20 protein-coding genes and 2 pseudogenes are annotated in these 23,336 nt (G+C 50.5%); 10 read left to right on the forward strand and 12 right to left on the reverse strand.

All coding sequences use genetic code 11. From position 1 onward, the window contains the following. Nucleotides 1–43: 43 nt before the first annotated feature. The 5 genes from CGZ65_RS02410 to CGZ65_RS12655 all read right to left on the reverse strand — a co-directional run bounded on the left by CGZ65_RS02410 (nucleotide 44) and on the right by CGZ65_RS12655 (nucleotide 4,455). On the reverse strand, nucleotides 44–1,528 hold the full coding sequence (locus CGZ65_RS02410) for a DegQ family serine endoprotease (protein WP_378595612.1): 1,485 nt from the start codon (nucleotides 1,526–1,528) through the stop codon (nucleotides 44–46). Nucleotides 1,529–1,782: 254 nt separating this feature from the next. Continuing rightward, nucleotides 1,783–2,421 (reverse strand): endonuclease III, encoded by a 639-nt coding sequence (gene nth / locus CGZ65_RS02415; RefSeq protein WP_096294677.1) that lies wholly within the window; start codon nucleotides 2,419–2,421, stop codon nucleotides 1,783–1,785. Between the two features lie 107 nt (nucleotides 2,422–2,528). Next, nucleotides 2,529–3,464 carry a hydroxymethylbilane synthase gene (gene hemC / locus CGZ65_RS02420; RefSeq protein WP_096294678.1) on the reverse strand — a complete coding sequence of 312 codons (936 nt, stop codon included), beginning with the start codon at nucleotides 3,462–3,464 and terminating at the stop codon, nucleotides 2,529–2,531. A gap of 39 nt (nucleotides 3,465–3,503) precedes the next feature. Continuing rightward, nucleotides 3,504–3,899 carry a hypothetical protein gene (locus CGZ65_RS02425; RefSeq protein WP_096294679.1) on the reverse strand — a complete coding sequence of 132 codons (396 nt, stop codon included), beginning with the start codon at nucleotides 3,897–3,899 and terminating at the stop codon, nucleotides 3,504–3,506. 385 nt (nucleotides 3,900–4,284) lie between these two features. After that, nucleotides 4,285–4,455, reverse strand: a complete 171-nt coding sequence (locus CGZ65_RS12655) for a hypothetical protein (protein WP_157742684.1) — start codon at nucleotides 4,453–4,455, stop codon at nucleotides 4,285–4,287. Between the two features lie 183 nt (nucleotides 4,456–4,638). Here CGZ65_RS12655 and ybeY point away from each other — a divergent pair, with 183 nt between their 5' ends. From ybeY to CGZ65_RS02460, 9 genes and pseudogenes are all read left to right on the forward strand, one after another. Then, complete coding sequence (gene ybeY, locus CGZ65_RS02430; protein ID WP_096294680.1) at nucleotides 4,639–5,142, forward strand: rRNA maturation RNase YbeY; 504 nt, start codon at nucleotides 4,639–4,641, stop codon at nucleotides 5,140–5,142. Between the two features lie 13 nt (nucleotides 5,143–5,155). Next, on the forward strand, nucleotides 5,156–5,986 hold the full coding sequence (locus CGZ65_RS02435; protein ID WP_096294681.1) for an HlyC/CorC family transporter: 831 nt from the start codon (nucleotides 5,156–5,158) through the stop codon (nucleotides 5,984–5,986). Between the two features lie 147 nt (nucleotides 5,987–6,133). Beyond that, on the forward strand, nucleotides 6,134–6,262 hold the full coding sequence (locus CGZ65_RS14550) for a hypothetical protein (protein ID WP_269768621.1): 129 nt from the start codon (nucleotides 6,134–6,136) through the stop codon (nucleotides 6,260–6,262). Nucleotides 6,263–6,967: 705 nt separating this feature from the next. Then, nucleotides 6,968–8,383 (forward strand): ESPR domain-containing protein, encoded by a 1,416-nt coding sequence (locus CGZ65_RS02440; RefSeq protein WP_096294682.1) that lies wholly within the window; start codon nucleotides 6,968–6,970, stop codon nucleotides 8,381–8,383. Then, nucleotides 8,371–8,460 (forward strand): annotated as a pseudogene (locus tag CGZ65_RS15050) (hypothetical protein); the annotation flags it as partial. The gene CGZ65_RS02440 and the pseudogene CGZ65_RS15050, both read left to right, overlap by 13 nt. Before the next feature lie 72 nt (nucleotides 8,461–8,532). Further along, nucleotides 8,533–14,373: a YadA-like family protein gene (locus CGZ65_RS02445; protein WP_157742685.1), complete on the forward strand. Its 5,841-nt coding sequence runs from the start codon at nucleotides 8,533–8,535 to the stop codon at nucleotides 14,371–14,373. Nucleotides 14,374–14,504: 131 nt separating this feature from the next. Further along, entirely contained in the window at nucleotides 14,505–15,509 is a 1,005-nt protein-coding gene (locus tag CGZ65_RS02450) for an IS5 family transposase (protein ID WP_096294684.1), read from the forward strand. A 214-nt stretch (nucleotides 15,510–15,723) separates the two neighbouring features. Further along, nucleotides 15,724–16,305 carry a ribonuclease HII gene (gene rnhB, locus CGZ65_RS02455; RefSeq protein ID WP_096296071.1) on the forward strand — a complete coding sequence of 194 codons (582 nt, stop codon included), beginning with the start codon at nucleotides 15,724–15,726 and terminating at the stop codon, nucleotides 16,303–16,305. Nucleotides 16,306–16,525: 220 nt separating this feature from the next. After that, complete coding sequence (locus tag CGZ65_RS02460; RefSeq protein WP_096294685.1) at nucleotides 16,526–16,846, forward strand: hypothetical protein; 321 nt, start codon at nucleotides 16,526–16,528, stop codon at nucleotides 16,844–16,846. A gap of 74 nt (nucleotides 16,847–16,920) precedes the next feature. Here the strand turns inward: CGZ65_RS02460 and nqrM are convergent, their stop codons facing one another. Together nqrM and CGZ65_RS02470 are read right to left on the reverse strand one after the other, a co-directional pair. Then, nucleotides 16,921–17,145, reverse strand: coding sequence for a (Na+)-NQR maturation NqrM (nqrM, locus tag CGZ65_RS02465; RefSeq protein WP_096294686.1), 225 nt, complete (start codon nucleotides 17,143–17,145; stop codon nucleotides 16,921–16,923). Between the two features lie 21 nt (nucleotides 17,146–17,166). Then, nucleotides 17,167–18,206: pseudogene (locus CGZ65_RS02470) on the reverse strand (FAD:protein FMN transferase). A gap of 129 nt (nucleotides 18,207–18,335) precedes the next feature. On the opposite strand from CGZ65_RS02470, the gene CGZ65_RS02475 reads away from it, so the two are divergent. Next, complete coding sequence (locus CGZ65_RS02475) at nucleotides 18,336–18,794, forward strand: DMT family transporter (protein ID WP_096294687.1); 459 nt, start codon at nucleotides 18,336–18,338, stop codon at nucleotides 18,792–18,794. Between the two features lie 92 nt (nucleotides 18,795–18,886). Here CGZ65_RS02475 and nqrF read toward each other — a convergent pair whose 3' ends face one another. Genes nqrF through CGZ65_RS02500 form a run of 5 tightly spaced genes read right to left on the reverse strand, consistent with a single transcriptional unit; the run spans nucleotide 18,887 to nucleotide 23,335 of the window. Then, nucleotides 18,887–20,104 (reverse strand): NADH:ubiquinone reductase (Na(+)-transporting) subunit F, encoded by a 1,218-nt coding sequence (gene nqrF, locus CGZ65_RS02480; protein ID WP_096294688.1) that lies wholly within the window; start codon nucleotides 20,102–20,104, stop codon nucleotides 18,887–18,889. A gap of 12 nt (nucleotides 20,105–20,116) precedes the next feature. Further along, nucleotides 20,117–20,710 carry an NADH:ubiquinone reductase (Na(+)-transporting) subunit E gene (gene nqrE / locus CGZ65_RS02485; RefSeq protein ID WP_096294689.1) on the reverse strand — a complete coding sequence of 198 codons (594 nt, stop codon included), beginning with the start codon at nucleotides 20,708–20,710 and terminating at the stop codon, nucleotides 20,117–20,119. 3 nt (nucleotides 20,711–20,713) lie between these two features. Beyond that, entirely contained in the window at nucleotides 20,714–21,340 is a 627-nt protein-coding gene (locus CGZ65_RS02490) for an NADH:ubiquinone reductase (Na(+)-transporting) subunit D (RefSeq protein ID WP_096294690.1), read from the reverse strand. Next, nucleotides 21,340–22,110: a Na(+)-translocating NADH-quinone reductase subunit C gene (locus CGZ65_RS02495; RefSeq protein ID WP_096294691.1), complete on the reverse strand. Its 771-nt coding sequence runs from the start codon at nucleotides 22,108–22,110 to the stop codon at nucleotides 21,340–21,342. Before CGZ65_RS02495 ends, CGZ65_RS02490 begins: the two co-directional genes overlap by 1 nt. Continuing rightward, nucleotides 22,103–23,335: an NADH:ubiquinone reductase (Na(+)-transporting) subunit B gene (locus tag CGZ65_RS02500; protein ID WP_096294692.1), complete on the reverse strand. Its 1,233-nt coding sequence runs from the start codon at nucleotides 23,333–23,335 to the stop codon at nucleotides 22,103–22,105. Before CGZ65_RS02500 ends, CGZ65_RS02495 begins: the two co-directional genes overlap by 8 nt. Between the last annotated feature and the right edge of the window lies 1 nt (nucleotide 23,336).

A 23,336-nucleotide genomic window follows, 5' to 3' on the forward strand; every position in this document is an offset into this window, starting at 1 on the left:
AAATAACGGGTATTTTATCATTACTATACAATTTTATGCCGTTTTATTGCAGATTTAAGGCCAAGAAGAGTGTGTCACTACCACGCTGCACCAACAGCGGCACGTTTTTACCGGTACTGCTCAAAGCACTGCGGAAGCTTGATTCGTCATTAACCGTGATTTGACTCACGGCCATGATTTCATCGCCGCGCTTCAAACCGGCACGTTCGGCGGCGCCGCTGACATGGGTGACAATCAAGCGTTGTTTGCCGTCGGTGGTTTGCGTTTGCAGCGTCAAACCGGCTTCTTCCACCAAGAAACTTTGCACATCGTTTGGCGATGTGAGGCTTCCCATTTCACTTTCGCCACTCGGGGTCGGTGCACCGGTGCTGCCCAAAGTGACGTTGACAGAAATTTTCTTGCCTTTACGCCACACTTCCAATTTTACTTCTTTGCCTGGCGGCATAGCGCCGACCATCACCGGCAAATCGCTGGAAGAGCGCACTTCCTCGCCGTTGACGCTGCGTACAATGTCACCCACCTGCAAACCGGCTTGCTGCGCCGGGCTGTTTGGCATCACTTTGGCAATCAGAGCGCCGCTGGCACGGTCTAAGTTGAACGATTTCGCCAAGTCGTAAGAGACTTCTTGAATAATCACACCTAATTGCCCGCGTTGCACTTTGCCGCTGGTTTTCAGTTGGTCGGCTACGTTCATCGCCACATCAATCGGAATGGCGAACGAAATGCCCATAAATCCGCCGCTGCGGCTGTAGATTTGTGAATTGATGCCGACTACTTGGCCTTTAAGGTTAAACAGCGGGCCACCCGAGTTACCCGGATTGATGGCGACGTCGGTTTGGATAAACGGAGTGTAGTTTTCATTCGGCAGGCTGCGGCCTTTTGCCGAGACGATGCCTGATGTTACGCTGTTGTCAAAGCCGAACGGTGCGCCGATGGCGGCCACCCATTCGCCCGGCTTGAGCGTTTTCGGGTCGCCGATTTTTACAACCGGCAAATCTTTGGCATCGATTTTCAATAAAGCCACATCAGATTGCTGGTCGGAACCAATCAGCTTAGCGGTGTATTCGCGTTTGTCGTTGAGCAACACTTTGATATTGCCCATACCGGCAACGACGTGGGTGTTGGTAAGAATGTAGCCGTCGGAGCTGATGATAAAGCCGGAACCGAAATTCAGCTCGCTGCTGTCGGCTTCTTCCTGCGGCATATCAGGCAGGTTGGGTACCAAGCGTTTGAAAAACTCGTAGAATGGATCGTTATCCGGAAATTGGCTTAAATCCATGCCGTTTTCTTCAGCACGCTGCTGGCTGCGGTTGGTTGCCGTAGCTTGAATATTGACCACGGTTTGGCCTTCGTTTTGCACCAATTGGGCAAAATCGGGCAGCAACATGCCAACGCTGCCATCGTCTTTTGGCGGTTCAATGCGTTGAACCAGTTCTTTCTCTTCGTCTTGGGTATTGTCATTGCTGAAAAAACTGCCGACTTTGTCACATGCGCTCAATGCCAGTGTGGCCGCAATGGTTAAAGCCATATATTTTTTGGTATTTTTTGTCACAGTCATTCCTTGTTATGCGTGTCTATCTGTTTTACCGGGTTGCGGTTTGTCAATCGGACGGAAGGGCAAGTTTACCCGCCATACCCTTAATTTGAGTGGATAGGGGCAATTTTACCGATTATGAACATTTTTTCAAGCGTTTCATTTTCAATGGAAAAAGCCGTCTGAAATGTTTCAGACGGCCTAAAAGCCTGTCTGCCTCTTAATTCTGAATCATCGGGCGGGATAACTTAATTAACAATATTTTTCGCCTTCCATTCGCATAAATCGTTAATGATGCATTGCCCGCATTGCGGCTTGAGTGCTTTGCAGGTGTAGCGACCGTGTAGTATCAGCCAATGATGCGCGTTCATTAGAAATTCTTTCGGGATAAAACGCATGAGCTTGTCTTCCACTTCGCGCACGTCTTTGCCCGGTGCGATTTTGGTGCGGTTGGATACACGGAAAATGTGGGTATCCACTGCCATGACCGACCAGCCGAAAGCGGTATTCAGTACCACATTGGCGGTTTTTCGGCCGACACCAGGCAGTGCTTCCAAAGCGGCGCGGTCTTCGGGTACTTCTCCGCCGTGTTGTTCCAACAAAATGCGGCAGGTTTGCATGATGTGTTTGGATTTGGTTTTGTAAAGACCAATGGTTTGAGTGTATTCCATTATGCCGTCTAAGCCTAAGTCCAACATGGCTTGCGGGGTATTGGCCACAGGGAACAGTTTGGCTGTGGCTTTGTTTACGCCGACATCGGTGGCTTGCGCCGACAGTAACACGGCAATCAGTAATTCGAACGGCGAACTGAAATTCAGCTCGGTGGTCGGATGCGGATTGGCGGCGCGGAAGCGCTCGAAAATTTCTTGGCGGATGTGTTTGTTCATGATGTGTTTTTATTTGAAATGCTCGCGCGTTATTATAGCAAAAAGGCCGTCTGAAAAGAGCATACGCTTTTCAGACGGCCTATCTGGCCATCAAACTGATAAACAGTTTATGCGGATTCTTTCAAAACGGTCTCAATCAATTCCATCGCCCCATCATCGGCCAAGCGTTTGGCCACGGCGCGACCCAATGAATCGGCGTAGCCGGCCGGTGCTTGGGCATAGGCTTCGATAATGGTTGAGCCATCGGGATGGCCGACCAAGCCACGCAGGGTCAGTAAACCGTTTTCTTCGGTGCAGTAAGCTGCCAGCGGCACTTGGCAGCTGCCGCCCAAAGCGCGTGCTAAAGCGCGTTCGGCGGTGACGCAGGCGTGGGTGATGCCGTGGTTGAGCGGCTTTAATACTTCCAGCAAATCTTTGCGGTTTGCAGCGATTTCAATGCCCAAAGCACCTTGTCCGGCGGCGGGCAGGCTGACGGTATCGGAAATAATCAAGCGGATGCGGTCGTCCAAGCCCAAACGCTGTAAACCTGCAGCGGCGAGAATAATCGCATCGTATTCTCCGTTGTCAAGTTTGCCCAAACGCGTTTGCAGATTGCCACGCAAAGGTTTGATTACCAAATGAGAATAGCGCGCACGCAATTGTGCTTCGCGGCGCAGGCTGGCGGTGCCGACTACTGCGCCTTTGGGTAAATCTTCCAAGCGTTCGTATCGGTTGGACACAAACGCATCAAACGGATTGGCGCGTTCGCCAATCGCAGCCAGCGCAAAACCTTCCGGCAAATCCATCGGCACGTCTTTAATTGAATGCACCGCCAAATCGGCGCGACCGTCTTGCAGGGCTTGTTCCAATTCTTTGATAAACAATCCCTTCCCGCCGATTTTGGAAAGGGTTTTGTCTAAAATCTGGTCGCCGCGTGTGGTCATGCCTAAGATTTGCACGTCGCAGTCGGGATAAAGGGTTTTCAGACGGCCTTGAATGTGTTCGGCCTGCCACAGGGCCAAGCGGCTTTCGCGGCTGGCGATGACGAGTTTTGTCGGGTTCATTTACGTTTTCCGGATGTAAAGGCGGGAAAGGCTGTTAGTCTAACACAAACCCTCTATGATGACAGCTTGCTCATAACGCCCCAAAGGGCCGAAATTATTTCCTTTATTTTGTTCTTTATTCAAAATTTTTCCCTGAATACATATATTGTGCAGCGTTATATTATATGCACCGGAATATTTCCGTTTTGCTTTGATTTCACCGATTACTGCGTAACTTTTTTCAATAAAATAAGTTTTACCTTGGGAAATAAACTCCGACTGTTCAAAAGAAAAATGGACACTCCCTGTCATTCTGACATTATCAGAATCCGTTACATTTTCTGAAGCGATGGTTTGGCCAGGTTCAGGGAAGGAAATATCAGCCTTGCTATCTGCTTGGGTCTGCTGTAAACATGCTGCCAAAGCAGGCAATAAAAAATAAAACAGTTTTTTCATCCGGTTTCCGTTTCAATTAAATTTTGAGACTTTTTCTTAAAGTATTCAGATTTGATGTTTTTTTGAGTTTCAGAATGGATACTCAGGCAGTTTGATGGCAACATTATCATATTGCTTTGTAGTAGCTAATTATGTCTCGCTGAAAAATAATAATCTATTTGGGATAGGAGATCAGACAAATTTACTTCAGCCGGTTTCTTCAGTTCGTATTTAAGACTTCCCACAAAATTAATGTTGCATTTTGACATTTATTTAGAATGAATACACAGCATGTCACACAGGTTGCGCCTGAATCCGGTATTCCCTAGGAAGTATCGTGTATTCCCTACATAAATGAAAAATCAGGATATCGCATGGTCTCGCAGGAAGCCTATTTTACAGATTATCAATATAACCAATTACTGCCGAATCTTGGCAAAACTCCTTCAAAATGCCACCAAAAAGAATTATCGCGCCAACCAATACGCCGGTCTTCAACATTTTGGCTTACTGGTCGAAAAGTAGTATTCAGTCCGCCACTAACTGCTTCCAACTCATATATAGTCAATTCTTGCATTTTGAACTCCTTACCTTAGGGTTTAAAAAATTACAAATCAAGTAAAGGATATCCTATAATCCAAATATAAATTTGAAACTCAGGATGCTGTGTAGTAAACGCAAATTACAGAGATTAGAGTAAAAAAAAATTATGGTTCAATGATAATTATTATTGATATTATCATTAAAATAGTAGATATCTATGAAACGCGCCAAAAAATTTCCTTTCCAATCCTTACAACGCCAACGTTTTCATTTAAACTTTGACAACGTCTCTTCCGCAGCCGATGTGCCGTCTGAAAAAGATTTCTACCGTTGGGCTTTTGCCGCCTTGAAAGACGAATACCGCCGCGCCGAAATCAGCCTGATTTTGCTCGATGAAGAAGAAGCCCGAGCTTACAACCGCGATTACCGCGGCAAAGATTACGCCACCAATGTATTGAGTTTTGCCTTGAACGAAGGCGACGTCATACCCGGCCAAATTTCAGACGGCCTTTACGGTGATTTGATTATCTGCCCGCAAGTGGTACTGAAAGAAGCAAAAGAGCAGGGCAAAACGCCCGAGCAACACTTTGCCCACCTCACCATGCACGGTACCTTGCATTTAATGGGTTATGATCATATCGAAGACGATGAAGCCGAAGTCATGGAAGCCGCCGAAATCCGCCTGATGGAGGCCGCAGGTTATCCCAACCCTTATCAATAGGACGAACATTAATATGGAAGACACTCAGTCGAAACCCAATTTTTTCGAACGTTTGGTTTCCCGTTTGACCGGTGAACCCGATTCCGCCGAAGACGTCATCAGCCTGTTGCGGCAGGCGCATGCGCAGGAAGTATTCGATGCCGATACCTTTGCCCGCTTGGAAAAAGTATTGGATTTTACCGAGTTGGAAGTGCGTGATGCGATGATTTCGCGCAGCCAAATGAATGTGATTAAGGAAAACGACAGCCTTGAGCGCATTGTCGCCTATATCATCGAAACCGCGCATTCACGTTTTCCGGTGATTGGTGAAGACAAGGACGAGGTGTTGGGCATTTTGCATGCCAAAGATTTGTTGAAATACGTGTTCAGCGCTGAACAATTCAACTTGCAATCCATTTTGCGGCCGGCCGTGTTCGTGCCGGAAGGTAAGTCGCTGAATGCCTTATTGAAAGAGTTTCGCGAGCAACGCAACCACATGGCGATTGTGATTGATGAATACGGCGGCACATCGGGGTTGGTCACCTTTGAAGACATCATTGAGCAAATCGTCGGCGATATTGAAGATGAGTTTGACGAAGACGAAAGCGCCGACAATATTTTCGCTGTATCGGCCGAGCGTTGGCGTATTTATGCAGTAACTGAAATCGAAGACATCAACGATTTTTTCGGCACCGATTACAGCAATGAAGAAGTCGATACCATCGGCGGTTTGGTGATTCAGGAATTCGGCTATCTGCCGGTTCGCGGTGAAAAAGTAGTCATCGGGCCGCTGCAATTTACCGTCGCGCGCGCCGATAACCGTCGTTTGCATACCTTGATGGTCGTGAAAGCCAAAGAAGAATAAGCGGCATGCAACCAAGGCCGTCTGAAACGATTATGGTTTAAGACGATGTAGGAAATTGTCGGGATTAAAACCAATGAAAACAGCAGAAACTGTACTTTGCAGTTTCTGCTGTTAGTTTGATGCGGAGTTTGGCAAAGGTGTCGGTATGTGATTCTGTGCGAAGCATTCGTGATCAAACCGCCGCCTGCGTGTATCGACGTGGTGATGAACCATGCGCTGGAGAATGTGGGGCATTGGGGCTGCCGAGAAATCGTGGAGTCTCAGAAATACAGATGAATACAGAAATGCCGTCTGAAAAAAATTTCAGACGGCATTTTGGTGGTAGCACCGTTGGTCAAGCGCGTCATACCATACTTGGTTTGTTTGAATTGGTTGAAACTTTTACAAAACCCCATCTTTGGTATATCTCTTGAGTTATGCACTGCTCAAAATCCCATCTATCTTTACTATCTTTAATGGCATATATACTTTTTGCTTCCCTGACTTTGAACTGCACTCAAATCTGAGAGGTAAAGATTCTCGGCTTGTTTGCATAACATATTCCCCGTATGGGTATGCACCCGCAGTAATTATACAGAGCCTCAATCTCACCATCGCAAGCATGGCTGGTGCTTGCTTTTATATCATCTCACCACTTAATCAAAAAAAATACCGTCTAACAAAAATATTGGCATGGAAATTGCAAAACTAAAAAAACAGCAAGCGGCATTATGGCCAAGCAGTCAATCAGCATGGTGCATTAACCTTATGATTAGAGGTTTAAAAATCAAATAATCGGTATATTAATTTCATCATGCAATAATCGATGTTGTAATGTAATGCGAGTGAGTAATTTGTCACAAAGTGACAAAAAATATCAGTTAAATGATGTAAGTGACATTTAATGGTCATTCAAGTCATGGTTCGGATGGGGAAGCTGGGATAGCCCAAGTGTCTGACTCACGGAGTGTTAACTTAAAAAATAAGTAATAAGGAAATATCATGAATAAAAGTTATCGCAGTATTTGGAATGAATCTTTAGGCGCATGGGTTGCCGTGTCTGAGATTGAAAACGCTAAAGGTAAGCCTGCAGGCAGCCAAATGTCTCGAACACAAGAAGGCGCACACTGTTTGTCAAATAACCGAGTTAACAAGCTTTACAGTCTAGCCGGTTGTGGATGGAGCGCATTGGCGTTGAATTTTGCATTGATTACAGGGTTTGCGTTGCTACCCGCAAGCGAGGCCGTGGCCGCAACTTGTACACAGAATGATGCGACTCTTCCGGCTACTTCTAATACGAACTCATTTGCCTGTGGTTCTGGGGCAAATGCATCCGGTAACAACGCAGTTGCAATTGGCCAATCGGTAAGCGCTACTACCGATGTAGCTTTTGCTGCCGGTTTTTCGTCAGTGGCTTCCGGCGCAGCTTCTTTGGCAATTGGTGACCGTGCAAAGGCAGTTAACGTTCAAGGTATTGCCATCGGCCAGCTTGCGGAGGCTTCAAGTGGATGGGATATCTCTATCGGCCGTAATGCGGGCAGTAACCCCGTGCAAATCTCTTCTGAAGCACGCAATGTTGCCATTGGCGACGGGGCATTAAGATACGGAACCGGTGCAAACAACAATATCGGTTTGGGCACCGATGCAGGTGCCGGATTGAATGGTGCCGGTAACGTGATTTTGGGTACTTATGCCAATGCTACACAGGCGGTTGATGCTGCTGTAAGAGCAGGTACTCCAGAAAATCAAATCGAGGTGAAATCGATAACGGTTACCGCGTCTGGCTCAACCAACATAAATAGTGTGAAATCTGTTACTGCCAGTAATTCGGTAGTGATTGGCAACCGTGCATTAGCAACCAGTGCCGGATCGGTGGCGGTTGGTCAAACGGCTAAAGGGCTGGGTGCGACAACGGTGGCTGTGGGCAATAGCAGCCGCAGCTTGGGCAATAATGCTGTTGCTGTGGGTAATACCGCCAATGCGGGAGCAGCCGGTGCAATCGCTATAGGCCAGCATGCTAATTATCAGCAGTCAACATCAAGTTATCGACCCACCGGAGCCAATTCGATTGCCGTTGGTGTCAGGTCAAACAGCTCGGCTATGCGTTCGATTGCTATCGGTACAGATGCGCTTGCGGAAAAGGCCACTGTTACCGGAGGTAAAATTTATGACAAAGCTGGTACTGAATATAATGCCTCCGTTGCAGGAAGTCTTTTAAAAGCTGAAAACTCAATTGCTATCGGCGCATATAGTGTGGTACGAGGCACCAATGCGGCGGCTATCGGTCAAGCTTCTGAAGCAATAGGGCAGAATTCTTTTGCGGGAGGTAATGATGTTCATGCAATTGGAAAGTCTTCATTAGCCTTGGGGATGGCGCACGTTCGGAAAATGACAGCACTATTGCCATTGGTTATGTAGCCCGATCTACGCATCAAAATAGTACGGCTATTGGTAATGATGCCCAATCTTCAGCAACAGGTGCTCTAGCTATCGGTAAAGGAACCAGGGCTACAGGGACTGGTAACGTAGTCTTGGGGGTTGACAGCAAAGGTGAGACGGCCAGCGTTGTGGCTATCGGCAATACCAGCTTGGCCAATCAAGAAAATAGTGTGGCTATCGGCAATAAAGCGACGGCGCAAGGTACGGGCAATGTCGCTATCGGCACTAACTCAGGTAACGTGGATATCCAAACATATAGTGGTATTGTAGGCAATAATACTGTATTTGTAGGTGTGGATGCAGGTCGTAATGCAACCGGTAACCAAGGACAAGTAGCGGTTGGTTGGCAGGCTGGACAAGGTTCTGTTGGAACCTTTAACGTGGCATCTGGCTATCAGGCGGGTCAGTTTATCAATGGTTCAAACAATGTTGCTATTGGCAAACAAGCTGGGCAAGGTACGGGTGTGCCACGCGTGAGTGCAAGTGATACAGTAGCTATCGGTACGGAAACCAAAGCAACTGCTAATAATGCCATTGCTATCGGTAAAGGTGCTCAAGCCACAGGCTTGCAATCTATTTCCATCGGTGTGGGCAACATTGTTTCCGGCACCAACTCTGGTGCACTGGGTGATCCTTCCCATATCACAGGTACCGGAACCTATGCCATCGGTAACGACAACGGAACAGTAGACAATCCTATTGCCGCCGATAATGCCGGTGTGTTCGGTAATTTAAACCTGATGACGGCTGATGCCGACAACAGCCGTGCAATCGGTAGCTACAACCACATCACCACCGACAGTACTTATGTATTGGGCAGCGGTATCAACTCCGATCCCGCTGGGAATACATTAGGCACTACTGCAGCCAATTCGGTATATTTGGGTAATGACAGCCAAGTTGCCGACGGCGCGGCAAATGCAGCGGGCACATTATTTAACACCGATATTCTGAATGTAACCGGCAGCACAACCAGTGCCGGTGCCACGGGTACGGTGAATTCAGCCGTTATCAATGGGATAACATACACAGGTTTTGCCGGCCAAAGAGCTGTTGGCGCGGTAACGGTAGGTGCCGCAGATTCCGAGCGCCGCCTCCAAAATGTGGCCGCAGGCGAAATTTCAGCAACCTCAACCGACGCCATTAACGGCAGCCAGCTGTATATCGTTACCAAAGGGCTTCAAGATGCCCAAACACATTATTACAGTGTTAATGACGGTGGAACAGAAAGCGCCAACTACGATAACACAGGCGCAACCGGGTTGAATGCTATGGCTGCCGGTGTGGCGGCTCAAGCAACTGCGGTTAATGCTACGGCAGTCGGTCATTTGGCTAACGCCTCGGCAGACAATGCAACCGTCTTGGGTAATGAGGCCACGGCCACGGCTAAAGATACCGTAGCCGTCGGTCAAAGTGCCGATGCAACTGCCGACAGTGCGGTTGCCGTGGGTAAAAGTGCCCAAAGCACGGGTAATTTTGCCGTATCCATCGGTTTGGACTCTAAAGCAACCAACAATGGTGCGGTGGCCATGGGTTCGGGTGCGGTGGCAGACAATACCTATACAGTAGCTATCGGCAATGATGCACAAGCTCTGCAAGACGGCGCAACGGCACTTGGCCGTTTGGCTAAAGCCGAATCGGAGAAAAGCTTGGCGTTGGGCACAAAAAGCCAAGTTACTAGCTTAAACGGTATTGCAATCGGTGTAGATGCCAAAGCGTTGGGAGGAACCATCGGAACCACCAAAACAGGCAATATTGCTATCGGTAATGCGGCTCAAACCGAATCCAATGATTCCGTGGTAATCGGCACCAATACCCAAGCAACGGTTAGTGCTGAAAATGCTATTGTTATCGGTAAGAATGCAGCAGCAAACAATGGTGGCGGTAATAACTCTGTTGCTATCGGTAAAGACGCTGTAGTTACTGCTAACGGCAGTATTGCCTTGGGTGAAGAAGCAAAAGCAACTGCATTCACCACGGCAACAGGGGTGAATGTGCCTGACGCCGGTATGATTACCGCCATCGGTTATAAAGCAGCCGGCAGCGGTATAGGATCTCTAGCGTTGGGCAGCAATGCTTCCACTACCCAAAATGCTATTTATAGCGTGGCCATCGGTAACGGAGCGACAGCAGGCTCAACCGATGCATCCGGTGCGGCTCTGAGAGGTGGCCGGTATGGTGTGGCAGTGGGTAATAGCGCAAAAGCAATAGCTGATAACTCGGCTGCTTTCGGTCCGAGCGCTCAAGCTCAAAACACTGGTTCTTTGGCACTCGGCCATTCTGCAATAGCATCTGTGAACAGCGGAGTCGCATTGGGTGCAAACAGTTTGGCTGATGTAGCAGGCGGAATGGTTGGTGCTGATCCTTTGCTCGCAGCAAGTGATAAAAACAACAGCACTTGGACATCCAGCGCATTATATGGTGCGGTTTCCGTAGGTAGCAGCGTGCATGGCATTACCCGCCAAATTACCAATTTGGCCGCAGGCACGGCTGACACCGATGCCGTTAACGTTGCCCAATTGAAAGCAGCAGGCTTTAATTTGGCCACTTCTGCTTCAGACGGTGAACAGGTTGACAATACTGCCGCCACCGAAGATACAAAGGTTCCAAATGGCGAAACCGTTACCGTTGATGCGGGCAAAAACATCAAAATCACCCAAAGCGCCAATAAGATTTCGGTGGCCACCAAAGAAGATGTTGAGTTCACTACTGTTACGGTAAAAGATGCAGCGGGCAACATTACCGACATCAAAGGCAACAGCCTCACCATCACTCCAGCCAGCGGCAATCCGGTTAGTCTGACTTCAGATGGCCTGAACAACGGCGGTAACGTGGTTTCCGGCGTCGCCAACGGCGTTGCCGATAACGATGCGGCTACCGTAGCTCAAGTGAAAGCCGCAATGACAGAAGTGGAAAAAGGCACCAACGTCAGCAGCGTAACCAGCACAACAGGTGCTAACGGTCAAACCGTTTACACCGTCAATGCCGACGGCGCGAAAGCCTCAGCAGGTTCGAATGCCGTAACCGTTACCGCCGGTGCGAAAGACAGCAACAACGTCACCGACTACGCCGTCGATTTGTCGGAAGCCTCCAAAACCTCCCTGGCCAAAGCTGATAGCGCGTTGCAAAGCTTTACCACCAGCGTGAACGGCACAACCGCCGAAACAATTGACCAAACCAACAAACAGGTTAATTTTGTCAACGGCACCGGTACCACTGCGCGCAACAGCAGCGGCGACATCACTTTCGACGTGAACAAATCAGGCCTGACCAGTGCAGCCGACGGCACTGTAACCGCAGATGAGCCGGGCGATAACTTTGCCACAGCAGCCAATGTGGCCGATGCAATCAACAAAGCCTCGAAAGCTGCAAAAACCGAAGTGGTTGCAGGCAGCAACATCGAAGTGGATAGCGAAACCGGCAACGACGGTCAAACCATCTACACCGTAAAAACGGCAGATAGTTTAACTGTTGAGAGCATCACCGCAGATGGCACCGTGCTGTCTTCAGACGGCCTCACCATCACTCCAGCCGGCGGCAATCCGGTCAGCCTGTCTGAAAGCGGTCTGAACAACGGCGGCAACGTGATTTCCGGCGTCGCCAACGGTGTGGCCGACGATGATGCGGTGAACATGGCGCAACTGAACGCCGCAGCAGCAGCGTCGGCCAACAAAGTGGTAGCAGGCGACAACATCGAAGTGTCTGAAAAACAGAACGACGACGGCAGCACCACCTACACCGTGGCAACGGCCAAAAACGTCAGCTTCGACAGCGTAACCGCAGGCGATGCCGTGCTGAACCAAGACGGCGTTAAAGTCGGCAACGATGTAGCCCTGGCTTCAGACGGCCTCAAAGCAGGCAGCTTAACCGTAGGCACGAACGGCAAGATCAGCGGTTTGGAAGACGGCAGCATTGCCGCCGGCAGCAAAGAAGCCGTTAACGGCAGCCAGCTGTACGGCACGGCCGACAGCGTAGCCAACGCCTTGGGCGGCGGTTCGGCAGTGAATGCCGACGGCACCGTCAGCGCCCCGGCCTACACCATCATCGACCCGGCCACCGGCAACAGCAGCGTTGCCAACAACGTAGGCGATGCCCTAACCAAGCTGAACGGCGCGGTAAACAGCCCGTTAACCTTTGCAGGCGACAGCGGCAGCAATGTCGAGCGCAAACTCGGCACCACCGTTAACCTCAAAGGCGGCGCCACCGGCAACTTAACCGACAACAATATCGCGGTTGTAGCCAACAGCACCGACACCTTGAGCATCAAGCTGGCCGAAACCGTCAACCTAGGCAGCAACGGCAGCGTAACCACCGGCCAAACCGTGTTGAACAACGACGGCGTTAAAGTAGGCGACAGCGTAGCGCTGACTTCAGACGGCCTCAAAGCAGGCGATGTGAACATCACATCGGCAGGCATCGACGCCGGCAACAAGCAAATCGGCGGAGTGAAAGCCGGTGAGCAAGACACCGACGCCGTCAACGTAGCCCAACTGAAAGCCGCAGCAGCAGCGTCGGCCAACAAAGTGGCAGCAGGCGACAACATCGAAGTGTCTGAAAAACAGAACGACGACGGCAGTACCACCTACACCGTGGCCACCGCCAAAAACGTCAACTTCGACAGCGTAACCGCAGGCACGGGCGCCAACCGCGTGGTATTGGATGACGCAGGCGTGAGCGTAGGCGGCAACACCTACATCAGCGGCAACGGCATCAACGCCAACAACCAGAAAGTAACCAATGTGGCTTCGGGCAGCGTAGCCGCAGGCAGCACCGATGCGGTTAACGGCGGCCAGCTGCACAATACCGCAGCTTCCGTAGCCAACGTGTTCGGCGGTAACGCCATGGTTAACCCCGACGGCAGCGTGAGCATGAGCAATATCGGCGGCACGGGTGCGAACAACGTGAACGATGCCATCGCAGCGGTGAACCGGGCGGCGGTTGAAGCCAAAACCACCGTGAGCACAGGCGACAACATTGTGGTGGCGCAAAGCACCAATGCCGACGGCAGCACCAACTATACCGTAGCCACTGAGAAAGACGTTAACTTCAATAGTGTTACCGCAGGTACGGGAGCTAACCGCGTGGTATTGGATGACGCAGGTGTGAGCGTAGGCGGTAATACCTACATCAGCGGCAACGGCGTCAACGCCAATAACCAGAAAGTGACCAACGTGGCTGCCGGCAACGTGGCCGCAGGCAGCACCGATGCGGTTAACGGCGGCCAGCTATACGACACTGCGGTCTCTGTAGCCAATGTGTTAGGCGGCAACGCCACGGTTAACCCCGGCGGCAGCGTGAGCATGAGCAATATTGGCGGTACGGGCGCAAACAATGTAGATGACGCTATCAAAGCAGTGAACCAAACGGCAGTTAAAGCCAAAACCACTGTGAATGCGGGTGACAACATTGTGGTGGCGCAAAGCACCAACACCGACGGCAGCGCCAACTATACTGTTTCAACCGCTAAAGATTTGGTGGTTGACAGCGTAACAGCTGGCGACACCGTGTTGAGTGGCACCGGCCTGAGCATAGCCAACGGTCCGAGCATTACCGCAGATGGTTTGGATGCAGGCGACAAGAAAATCACCAACGTAGCCGACGGTGAAATTTCTGCCACCAGCAAAGATGCCGTTAACGGCAGCCAGTTGCATCAAACCAACGAAGCCATCAACAGCGTGGCCAATTACACCGTCAATATGGGCAATCAGCTCAACCAGCGCATCGACAGTGCCGAAAGACGTGCTAATGCGGGAGCTGCTGCTGCTATGGCGGTAGCTGGTCTGCCACAAGCCTATCTACCGGGTAAGAGCATGGTTGCCGTAGCCGGCAGTGCCTACCGTGGCGAAAGTGGTTATGCCTTAGGTTACTCCAGCATTTCCGACAACGGTAACTGGGTAATTAAAGGCTCCGCCACCGGCAACTCGCGCGGGCACTACGGTGCGACTGCTGGGGTCGGTTACCAGTGGTAATTCTGTGATAATGTAATACCGTCATGAGGTAAGCAAAGGCCGTCTGAAAAATATTTCAGACGGCCTGAGACCTTTGCAAAAACCCCAAAACTCCCCTAAATTCCCCCTAAAGGATTCAGAGGCGTTTTTTTATGAGCAGCTTCTTCCAGCAACAAGCCCAAATCATGACGGGCAAACATACCGGCAGCTGCCCGTTGCTCAAAATTAACCGGCTGCCCGATTGGCAGCCCGCCGGACAACTGCCCAACCGGCAAAAGACCCGTTACATCCGCGGCCACCGCGGCCGCCCCGCCTATCCGCTGCCGCCCGTGCTCAAAGCCGTATTGCCCGGCCAATGGCACAGCCTTTCCGATCCGGAATCGGAACGCTGTTCAGCCGCCCGTCCGGATTTCTGCTTCTTCTGCGGCTTTGATGAAGCCGCCTTACCCGGCCGCAGCACCCCCTGCCGTTTCCGCAACCGGCCGGCACAGGATGACGCCTTAGCCCGGCTTCCCGAACCGGTTAACCGCCGGCTGACCGAAAAAGGCTTAAAAACAGAGAAAGCCCCGGCAGCAGTGATTGACGCCGCCATCATCCAAACTGCCGGCGGCAAACAGCGTCAGGCTGTCGAAACCGATGAAAACGGCATCACTGCCGAAACCCTGCCCGGCAAAGACAAGGATGCGCGCCGGGTGAAGAAAGAGGGCAGATTCACCTTGGGCTGCAAACAACACACCCGCACCGGTTCGGAAGGCTGTATCGGGAAACTGCACACCACCCCGGCCGACGCCCGTGAGTGCAACCATTTCGGACCGCTGCCGGACGGCACCGCACCCGGAACAACCGTCTATGCCGATAAGGGGTATGACAGTAAAGCCAACCGGGAGCATCTGCAAAGCAAACGGCTGTCCGGCGGCATGATGCGTAAGGCACAGCGGGGCAAACCTTTAACGGAGCAGGAGAAACAGCGCAATACGCAGCTGTCGGAAGTGCGCTGTGCGGCCGGGCAAACCTTCGGTACGCCGCACCGGAAATCCGGCTGTAAAAGAGCGCGTTATTTCGGTTTACGGAAAGTACCGGCGCAAAGCCATTTGAAAGCGGTGTGCCTGAACCTGCCAAAGGCAGCCGGCAGGCTTCGTGTGCCTGCTGCTGCCTGAAAAGGGCAATGTGCACCCGATAAAGGGGCTGATTGGGGGAAATACGGACGGGAAACACGTCTGAAAATGAAAAAACGGTTACCTGATTGTTCAGGTAACCGTTTGGATGGGGTGGCCGGTATTTTGCAAAGGTCTCGGCCTTTACGTTGGTGATAATATCAATTTCAAGATTGCACAAGATTTAGGCGATTACAACCGAAAAAGAAAGTATGGCATGACCTTATTATTATCAGCCGGTGTCGATGAAGCGGGGCGCGGCCCGTTGGTCGGCAGCGTGTTTGCGGCGGCGGTGATTTTGCCGGAGCATTATGATTTGCCCAGATTGACCGACTCAAAAAAACTCAGCGAAAAGCGGCGTGATGAGTTGGCGGCGATGATTAAAGCACAGGCCGTGGCGTGGTGTGTGGCGAGTGCCGATCCGAGCGAGATTCACCAATTCAATATTCTGCACGCGGCCATGTTGGCGATGAAGCGGGCGGTGCAGGGCTTGGCGGTGCAGCCCGGAAAAGTGTGGATAGACGGTAACCGTGTGCCGAAAGATTTAGGCATTGAAGCGGAAGCGGTGATAAAAGGCGACAGCAAAATTATGGTGGTTTCCGCCGCTTCGGTGTTGGCGAAAACCGCCCGCGATGCCGAAATGTATGCGCTGGCCGAACGCTATCCGCAATATGGGTTCGATAAACACAAGGGCTACGGCACGGCGCAGCATTTGGCCGCCTTGCAGCAATTCGGGGTGTTGCCGGAACACCGCGAAGACTTTGCGCCGGTCAGGGCATTGTTGGCGCAAGGAAGGTAGCTGTTTATCCTTGCGGGAGAAAAAGATATGGAGTAGCTGATGACGGAGACCACCGATCTCAATTCACCACCATGCTGTGAGTCAAAGGCAGCAATGAAGGCATGAGCCGTACAAAAAGGGGCTGAATACCAAGCTGCATCTGGCGTTGGATACCCACGGGATACCGGTGAAATTCTTGCTAAGAGAAGGCAGTGCGACAGATTGTCTGTTTGCCTAAGTATTGATTGCCGGTACGGCAGCCGACGATCTGGTGGCCGATAAAGCTGATGGCACCGATGCACTCAGGAATTTGGCGGCTTCAGCGGGCATGGATGCCGTTATTCCGACCAAGGCCAACCGCAAGGAGCGACTGTTTTTTGACCGCTATCTGTACCGTTACCGCCATTTGGTGGGGAACTGCTTTGGGGATTTCAGAACGCTGACGGGGCATTGCCACGCGTTATTCGAAGAGGTTGGCTTTATTTGCTGCGGTAATAGAAATCCGGATTATTGCGATATGGTTGAAAATATTGTGGCTACACTACCTAATGGATGGTGTTAAAAAATGACGGTGCTCTCTCCCCGTCATTTGTTTTGTGGATATTATTGTGGCTGCAATGTTTATTTATCAAACAATCAGTGATCGACCACAATGCCTTTGTTTTCACCGGCTGCTTTTTCAGCATCCAATTTCTTTTGCAGCGTGTCGCAAGGCGTGTCGCAATCGCACATTTTTTCCATGCCCAAGGCGGAAATGCCGCCGCAGCTGCCTTTAATCGAGCGTTTGGAGAAAATGTAGCCGACTGCCATGCCTAAAATCACCAGCAGGAAAATGCCGAAGGTTAATAAGAGGGTTTTCATGATGCGGGTTCCAAGGTTAAATTAATTAAGTAATTTTTTGAATGCGCTTGACATTTCGGTTTTGTAGCCGTTACCGTCGTAGATGATTAAGAATACTGCCAAACCGTGTTGCTCGGCAAGTGCCAGAGCTTTTTCTTCGCCCAAGACGAATAAACCGGTGGACAGGCCGTCGGCAGTGGTGGCGTTATCGGCAATCACGCTGATGGACGCAAGCTTGTGGCGAATCGGTGCGCGCGTTTGCGGATTGATGATGTGGGAAAGGCGGTTGCCGTTCGCATCTAAGTGGAAATTACGGTAATCGCCCGAAGTAGCCAAAGATTGGTTATCCAACGGCACAATAATCTGAGTACCACTGCCTTGAATCATATTCGGCTGTTCAATGCCCACGCGCCAAGCTTCTCCGGAAGCATTGCGGCCTTTGCCGTGTAATTCGCCGCCTATTTCTACCAAATAGTTGCGAATACCTGATTTTTCAAGGTGTTGGGCTACTTTGTCCACGCCGAAACCTTTGGCGATGGAGGACAAATCCAAATAAACACCGGCCTGGGTTTTGGCGAGCGTGGCAGATTCACCATCGTTAGCCAATACGACTTTATCGATGCCGACTGCTTGCGCGGCTTGGTCGATTTCGGCTTTGCCGGCGAGTAGGTGATTTCTTTATCCGGCCCGAACCCCCATAAATTCACCAAAGGCCCAACGGTAACGTCTAACGCGCCTTGGGTCATTTGGTTTAAACGTATGGCTTCAGCGATAACATCAGCAAAATCTTGGGAAATCTTGAGCGGGCGGTAGGTTTCGCGCAGTTGGTTAAATTGGCTGATTTCCGAATCTGCTTGATAGGTCGACATTTGGCGGTTGACTTCTTGCAGCACATTGTCAATTTGTGCCTGCATGATTTCCGGTTTAGGCAAATCAAGGCTGTCTGAAAGGTATTTGACGGTGTAAGTCGTGCCCATCGTTTCGCCTTGTAGCGTGACCGTTTGCGCTTGTTTGCCGCATGCAGCGAGCAAAAACAACATGGTACCAAAAAATAGTAGATAGAGAGATTTCAACATAGGCATGGGTATGCGACAAAATTTTTCAGACGGCCTATTGTAACGTAAAATGAACACCAACGGGCTGCTCTTAAGGACGCTGGGAGCGGTGGAAAATCGGTTTAAAAAGACCGTTTGAGTCTTTGAGGCGCTAATATGTGGGCAGTTTGTCTGGATTTGGCTTTCGCGGCAGGAGTGGCTTCGGCCATGCAGGCGGCGATTAATACGCAACTGGCGCGGTCAATGGGTGGCGAAACCTTAATTGCCACCTTGATTTCGTTTGTCGTGGGCACGGTGGCCTTGTTTTTCATCACATGGGACAAAACGGATTTGTTCGGTTATTTGGCCATCGGACAGCAGTCTTGGTGGAAATTAAGCGGCGGTTTGATCGGCGTGATGTTTGTGTTCACCAGCGTATTGCTGGCACCTAAATTGGGCATTGCGAATATGCTGTTTGTCATCATCATCGGGCAGTTGCTGGCCGCGGCGGTGATTGACCATTACGGCCTGATCGGTATGGCCGTGCAGGAAATGACGATGCCGAAATTAATCGGTTTGGTGGTGATGGGGGTGGGGTTAGCGTTGTTTTCGTTTGGCGATAAGGTTTGGAAGTAGTTGATATTTGATTTAAAGTGTGAGGCCGTCTGAAAGGCTTTCAGACGGCCTGCAAATAAAAAAGGAAGAAACCGAAGTTTCTTCCTTTTTTGTTAGCCGCCGAAATCGTCCAGCAGGATGTTTTCGTCTTCTACGCCCAAGTCTTTGAGCATTTTAATCACGGCCTGGTTCATCACCGGCGGGCCGCACATGTAGAATTCGCAATCTTCAGGGGCTTCGTGGTTTTTCAGGTAGTTCTCATACAAGACATTGTGAATGAAGCCTGTGTAACCATCCCAATTGTCTTCCGGCAGTGGGTCGGAGAGGGCAACGTGCCATTCGAAGTTGTCGTTTTCTGCAGCCAGTTCGTCGAAATCCTCCACGTAGAACATTTCGCGTTTCGAACGTGCGCCGTACCAGAATGAGATTTTGCGTTTAGATTTCAGACGGCGTAATTGGTCGAAAATATGAGAACGCATGGGTGCCATACCGGCACCGCCGCCGATGAACACCATTTCGGCATCAGTATCTTTGGCAAAGAATTCGCCAAACGGGCCGGAAATCGTTACTTTGTCACCCGGTTTCAATGACCAGATATAAGAAGACATTTGACCCGGAGGCGCATCAGGTTCGCGTGGCGGCGGGGTAGCGATACGCACGTTGAGCATGATGATGCCTTTTTCTTCCGGATAAGAAGCCATGGAGTAGGCACGCAGAATCGGCTCATCTACTTTAGAAACATAACGCCACAGGTCGAATTTGTCCCAATCTTCGTGGTATTCTTGCGGAATGTTGAAGTCTTTGTAGGCCACGGTGTGCGCCGGAGCTTCGATTTGGATGTAGCCGCCGGCGCGGAAAGGTACTTCTTCGCCTTCGGGAATAGCCAACTTCAGCTCTTTAATGAAAGTGGCTTTGTTGTCGTTGGAGATAACGGTGCATTCCCATTTCTTCACGCCGAACACTTCTTCCGGCACTTCGATGTCCATATCGGCTTTGACGTTTACCTGACAAGACAAACGGCAGCCTTCGCGCGCTTCACGTTTGTTGATGTGAGAGAGCTCGGTCGGCAGAATGTCGCCGCCACCACTCTTCACGATCACTCGACATTGGCCGCAAGAGCCGCCGCCGCCACAGGCGGAAGGAATGAAGATGCCTTCGTTGGCCAGTGCGCCCAAGAGTTTTCCGCCCGCAGGCATGGTCAACTCTTTTTCGCCGTTGACTTTAATAGTGATGTCGCCTTCGTTCACCAATTTTGATTTGGCAAAAAGAATCATCAATGCCAAAGCCAAAACAATGACGGTAAACATCACAATACCTAAAATAATTTCCATTGTGTGTCTTCCTTATAACTGAATGCCGGAGAACGACATAAAGGCTAAAGCCATTAAGCCGGCGGAAATAAAGGTAATGCCCAGCCCCTTTAAACCGTTAGGTACGTCGGCATATTTCAGTTTTTCAGTAATACCGGCTAAGGCAACAATGGCCAACATCCAGCCTAAGCCTGCGCCAAAGCCGTAAACGATGGATTCGCCAAAGTTATATTCGCGCTGAACCATAAATGACACGCCACCGAAAATGGCACAGTTTACGGTAATCAGCGGTAGGAAAATACCAAGCGCGTTGTAGAGGGCCGGGAAGAATTTGTCCAGAATCATTTCCAAAATTTGCACCAATGCGGCAATGACACCGATAAAGGTGATGAATTTCAAGAACGTCAAATCCACGCCTTCAATAATCGCTCCCTCTTTTAAAAGCGTATAAACCAATTGGTTGGCAGGTACGGAGATGGTCAAAACCACAGTTACGGCAATGCCCAAACCGAAAGCGGTGGATACTTTTTTGGATACGGCCAAAAAAGTACACATGCCCAAGAAGAAGGCTAAGGCCATATTTTCAATGAATACGGACTTAACCAATAAGCTCAGATAATGTTCCATGGATTATTTCTCCACCTGTTCAGGTTTCCAAGTGCGGATGGCCCAGACCAGGAAACCGATAATAAAGAATGCGCTCGGTGCTAGCAGGAACAAGCCGTTGGCCTGATACCAACCACCGTCTTGAATGGTTTGGAATACGGTCATGCCGAACAATTTGCCCGAACCGATCAATTCACGCAAGCTGGCCACGATGATCAAAATCAAGCCATAGCCCAAGCCGTTGCCGAAACCGTCGACAAAGCTTTCCAGCGGCGGCTCTTTCATCGCAAATGCTTCCGCGCGGCCCATTACGATACAGTTGGTAATAATCAGTCCCACGAATACCGATAACTGCTTGGACAATTCGTAAGCAAATGCCTGCAAAACCTGGTCAACCAAGGTCACCAATGAGGCAATAATCGCCATCTGCACGATAATACGGATGCTGTTGGGGATGTAATTGCGCACCAGCGAGATAAACAGGCTGGAGAAACCGGTTACAAAAGCCACGGAAATACCCATGACGATGGCGGTTTCCAATTTGGTGGTCACGGCCAGTGCCGAACAAATACCCAATACTTGCAGCGCAATCGGGTTATTGTCGACAAATGGGGAAAACATTAAATGTTTCAAACGTTTGGTATCAGCCATTATTCTGCTCCTGCTTTCAGTTTGGCTAAATAAGGTTTATAACCGTTTTCGCCAAACCAGTAATCGAACGTACCTTGCACGCCTTTGGTGGTCAGGGTTGCGCCGGACAAACCGTCTACGCCGTGTTCTTGATCGGCGCCTGCGCCTTTACCGACACGGATGGCAACGTTGTCTTGCTCGTTGTAGAGTTTTTTGCCGACAAATTTTTGCTGCCACAAAGGATTGGCGATTTCGCCACCCAAGCCCGGGGTTTCACCCTGCTCGTAGTAGGTGATGCCGTTGAGCGTGTTGCCGTCGGGTTTCACTGATACAAAACCATACATCACTGACCACAAACCATTACCGTGCATGGGCAGAACGATTTGTTCTACTTTGCCGCCTTCGTCTTTCACCAAATAAACATCGGCGAGTTTGGCGCGGGTTTTGATACCGGCCAAATCGTCTTCAGGGGCAATGCGCACGTTTTGCTGCGGATCTTTGGCCGCGCTGCGGGCATCGAAGCCTTCCGGTGGATTGTCAACGTACTCACCGGTTGCCAAATCGACAACACGCGGTTCGATTCTTTCGGAATAGGTTTTGGCGATGTCGGTTTTCTCATCGAGCAAACCGGCTACGCTTAAGATGTAGCTTTGTTTGTCTTTGGCTTTTTGTTCAAGCTGTTTTGGTTTGAGGCCAACAGCAGAACCGGCCACCACCACAGAACAAACCAAGCTTACCACAATCACGACGGCCAGCGTGCCGCCGAAGCTGTCTTTATTGAATTTAGCCATTGGTGCGCGCCTTTCTGCGTTTGATGTTCGCTTGTGCGACGATGTAGTCGAAAATCGGGGCAAACAGGTTGGCAAACAGGATGGCCAACATCATGCCTTCCGGATAGGCCGGGTTAACCACGCGGATTAACACGGCCATCACACCGATTAATGCGCCGTACCACCATTTACCGGTGTTGGTAAACGAAGCAGAAACCGGATCGGTTGCCATAAACAGCATACCGATGGCAAAACCGCCCAATACCAAATGCCAGTACCAAGGCATGGCAAACATCGGATTGGTGTCGGAGCCGATGGCGTTAAACAGCAAGGAAGTGGCAATCATACCGATCATCACGCCGACAATAATGCGCCAAGAAGCGATGCGGGCGAACACAATCATCAAACCGCCGATAATCAGGGCGATGGTTGATACTTCGCCAACCGAGCCCGGCATATTACCGATGAAAGCATCCATCCAAGTAATCGGCTGGCCGGTGGCAACGTTTTTCAAACCGGCCATGCCGTCTGAAGCCCATTGCGCCAAAGCGGTTGCACCTGAGTAGCCGTCAACGGCAGTCCATACTTTATCGCCGCTGATGTTGGCAGGGTAAGCAAAGAACAGGAATGCACGGCCTGCCAGCGCCGGATTCATGAAGTTTTTGCCGGTGCCGCCGAACACTTCTTTCGCCACCACCACACCAAAGGTAATACCCAAGGCGGCCTGCCACAACGGCAGGGTAGGGGGAACAATTAAGGCAAACAGAATCGAAGTGACGAAGAAGCCTTCGTTGATTTCATGTTTGCGGATCATGGCAAACAATACTTCCCAGAAGCCGCCCACGATAAATACGGTGGCGTAAATCGGCACAAAGAAAATCGCACCGAAGAGCATTTTGCTCAACCAGCCCGCATCCGCAGCCATATTGATACCCAGCGCATTGGCTAAGGCATAATGCCAATCATTGGCGATGCTTTGTTGCAATAATTCAGGTGTCAACACGCCGAATGCTTGCGCACCCACGTTGTACATACCGTAGAACATGGCCGGGAACAGTGCCAGCCATACCATAATCATCATACGCTTGGAGTCGAGCGCATCGCGGACGTGTGCTGCTTTGCGCGTTACCGCACCTTGCGTATAGAAAATCGTTGCCGCCGCTTCATACAGCGCGTACCACTTTTCGTGTTTGCCGCCCGGCAGGAAGTGCGGTTCGATTTTTTCCAAAAAATGTTTCAAGCCCATA

It is taken from the genome of Neisseria weixii (assembly GCF_002327085.1).
GTDB lineage: Bacteria > Pseudomonadota > Gammaproteobacteria > Burkholderiales > Neisseriaceae > Neisseria > Neisseria weixii.

What these genes read in the sequence shown, in the direction of transcription:
- rnhB (WP_096296071.1), top strand. Translation starts at nt 15,724, where the DNA reads ATGACCTTATTATTATCAGCCGGTGTCGATGAAGCGGGGCGCGGCCCG.
- CGZ65_RS02475 (WP_096294687.1), top strand. Translation starts at nt 18,336, where the DNA reads ATGTGGGCAGTTTGTCTGGATTTGGCTTTCGCGGCAGGAGTGGCTTCG.
- hemC (WP_096294678.1), bottom strand. Translation starts at nt 3,464, where the DNA reads ATGAACCCGACAAAACTCGTCATCGCCAGCCGCGAAAGCCGCTTGGCC.
- CGZ65_RS02500 (WP_096294692.1), bottom strand. Translation starts at nt 23,335, where the DNA reads ATGGGCTTGAAACATTTTTTGGAAAAAATCGAACCGCACTTCCTGCCG.
- CGZ65_RS02410 (WP_378595612.1), bottom strand. Translation starts at nt 1,528, where the DNA reads ATGGCTTTAACCATTGCGGCCACACTGGCATTGAGCGCATGTGACAAA.
- ybeY (WP_096294680.1), top strand. Translation starts at nt 4,639, where the DNA reads ATGAAACGCGCCAAAAAATTTCCTTTCCAATCCTTACAACGCCAACGT.
- CGZ65_RS02490 (WP_096294690.1), bottom strand. Translation starts at nt 21,340, where the DNA reads ATGGCTGATACCAAACGTTTGAAACATTTAATGTTTTCCCCATTTGTC.
- CGZ65_RS02425 (WP_096294679.1), bottom strand. Translation starts at nt 3,899, where the DNA reads ATGAAAAAACTGTTTTATTTTTTATTGCCTGCTTTGGCAGCATGTTTA.
- CGZ65_RS02435 (WP_096294681.1), top strand. Translation starts at nt 5,156, where the DNA reads ATGGAAGACACTCAGTCGAAACCCAATTTTTTCGAACGTTTGGTTTCC.
- CGZ65_RS02495 (WP_096294691.1), bottom strand. Translation starts at nt 22,110, where the DNA reads ATGGCTAAATTCAATAAAGACAGCTTCGGCGGCACGCTGGCCGTCGTG.
- CGZ65_RS12655 (WP_157742684.1), bottom strand. Translation starts at nt 4,455, where the DNA reads ATGCAAGAATTGACTATATATGAGTTGGAAGCAGTTAGTGGCGGACTG.
- nqrE (WP_096294689.1), bottom strand. Translation starts at nt 20,710, where the DNA reads ATGGAACATTATCTGAGCTTATTGGTTAAGTCCGTATTCATTGAAAAT.
- nth (WP_096294677.1), bottom strand. Translation starts at nt 2,421, where the DNA reads ATGAACAAACACATCCGCCAAGAAATTTTCGAGCGCTTCCGCGCCGCC.
- nqrM (WP_096294686.1), bottom strand. Translation starts at nt 17,145, where the DNA reads ATGAAAACCCTCTTATTAACCTTCGGCATTTTCCTGCTGGTGATTTTA.
- CGZ65_RS02450 (WP_096294684.1), top strand. Translation starts at nt 14,505, where the DNA reads ATGAGCAGCTTCTTCCAGCAACAAGCCCAAATCATGACGGGCAAACAT.
- nqrF (WP_096294688.1), bottom strand. Translation starts at nt 20,104, where the DNA reads ATGGAAATTATTTTAGGTATTGTGATGTTTACCGTCATTGTTTTGGCT.
- CGZ65_RS02440 (WP_096294682.1), top strand. Translation starts at nt 6,968, where the DNA reads ATGAATAAAAGTTATCGCAGTATTTGGAATGAATCTTTAGGCGCATGG.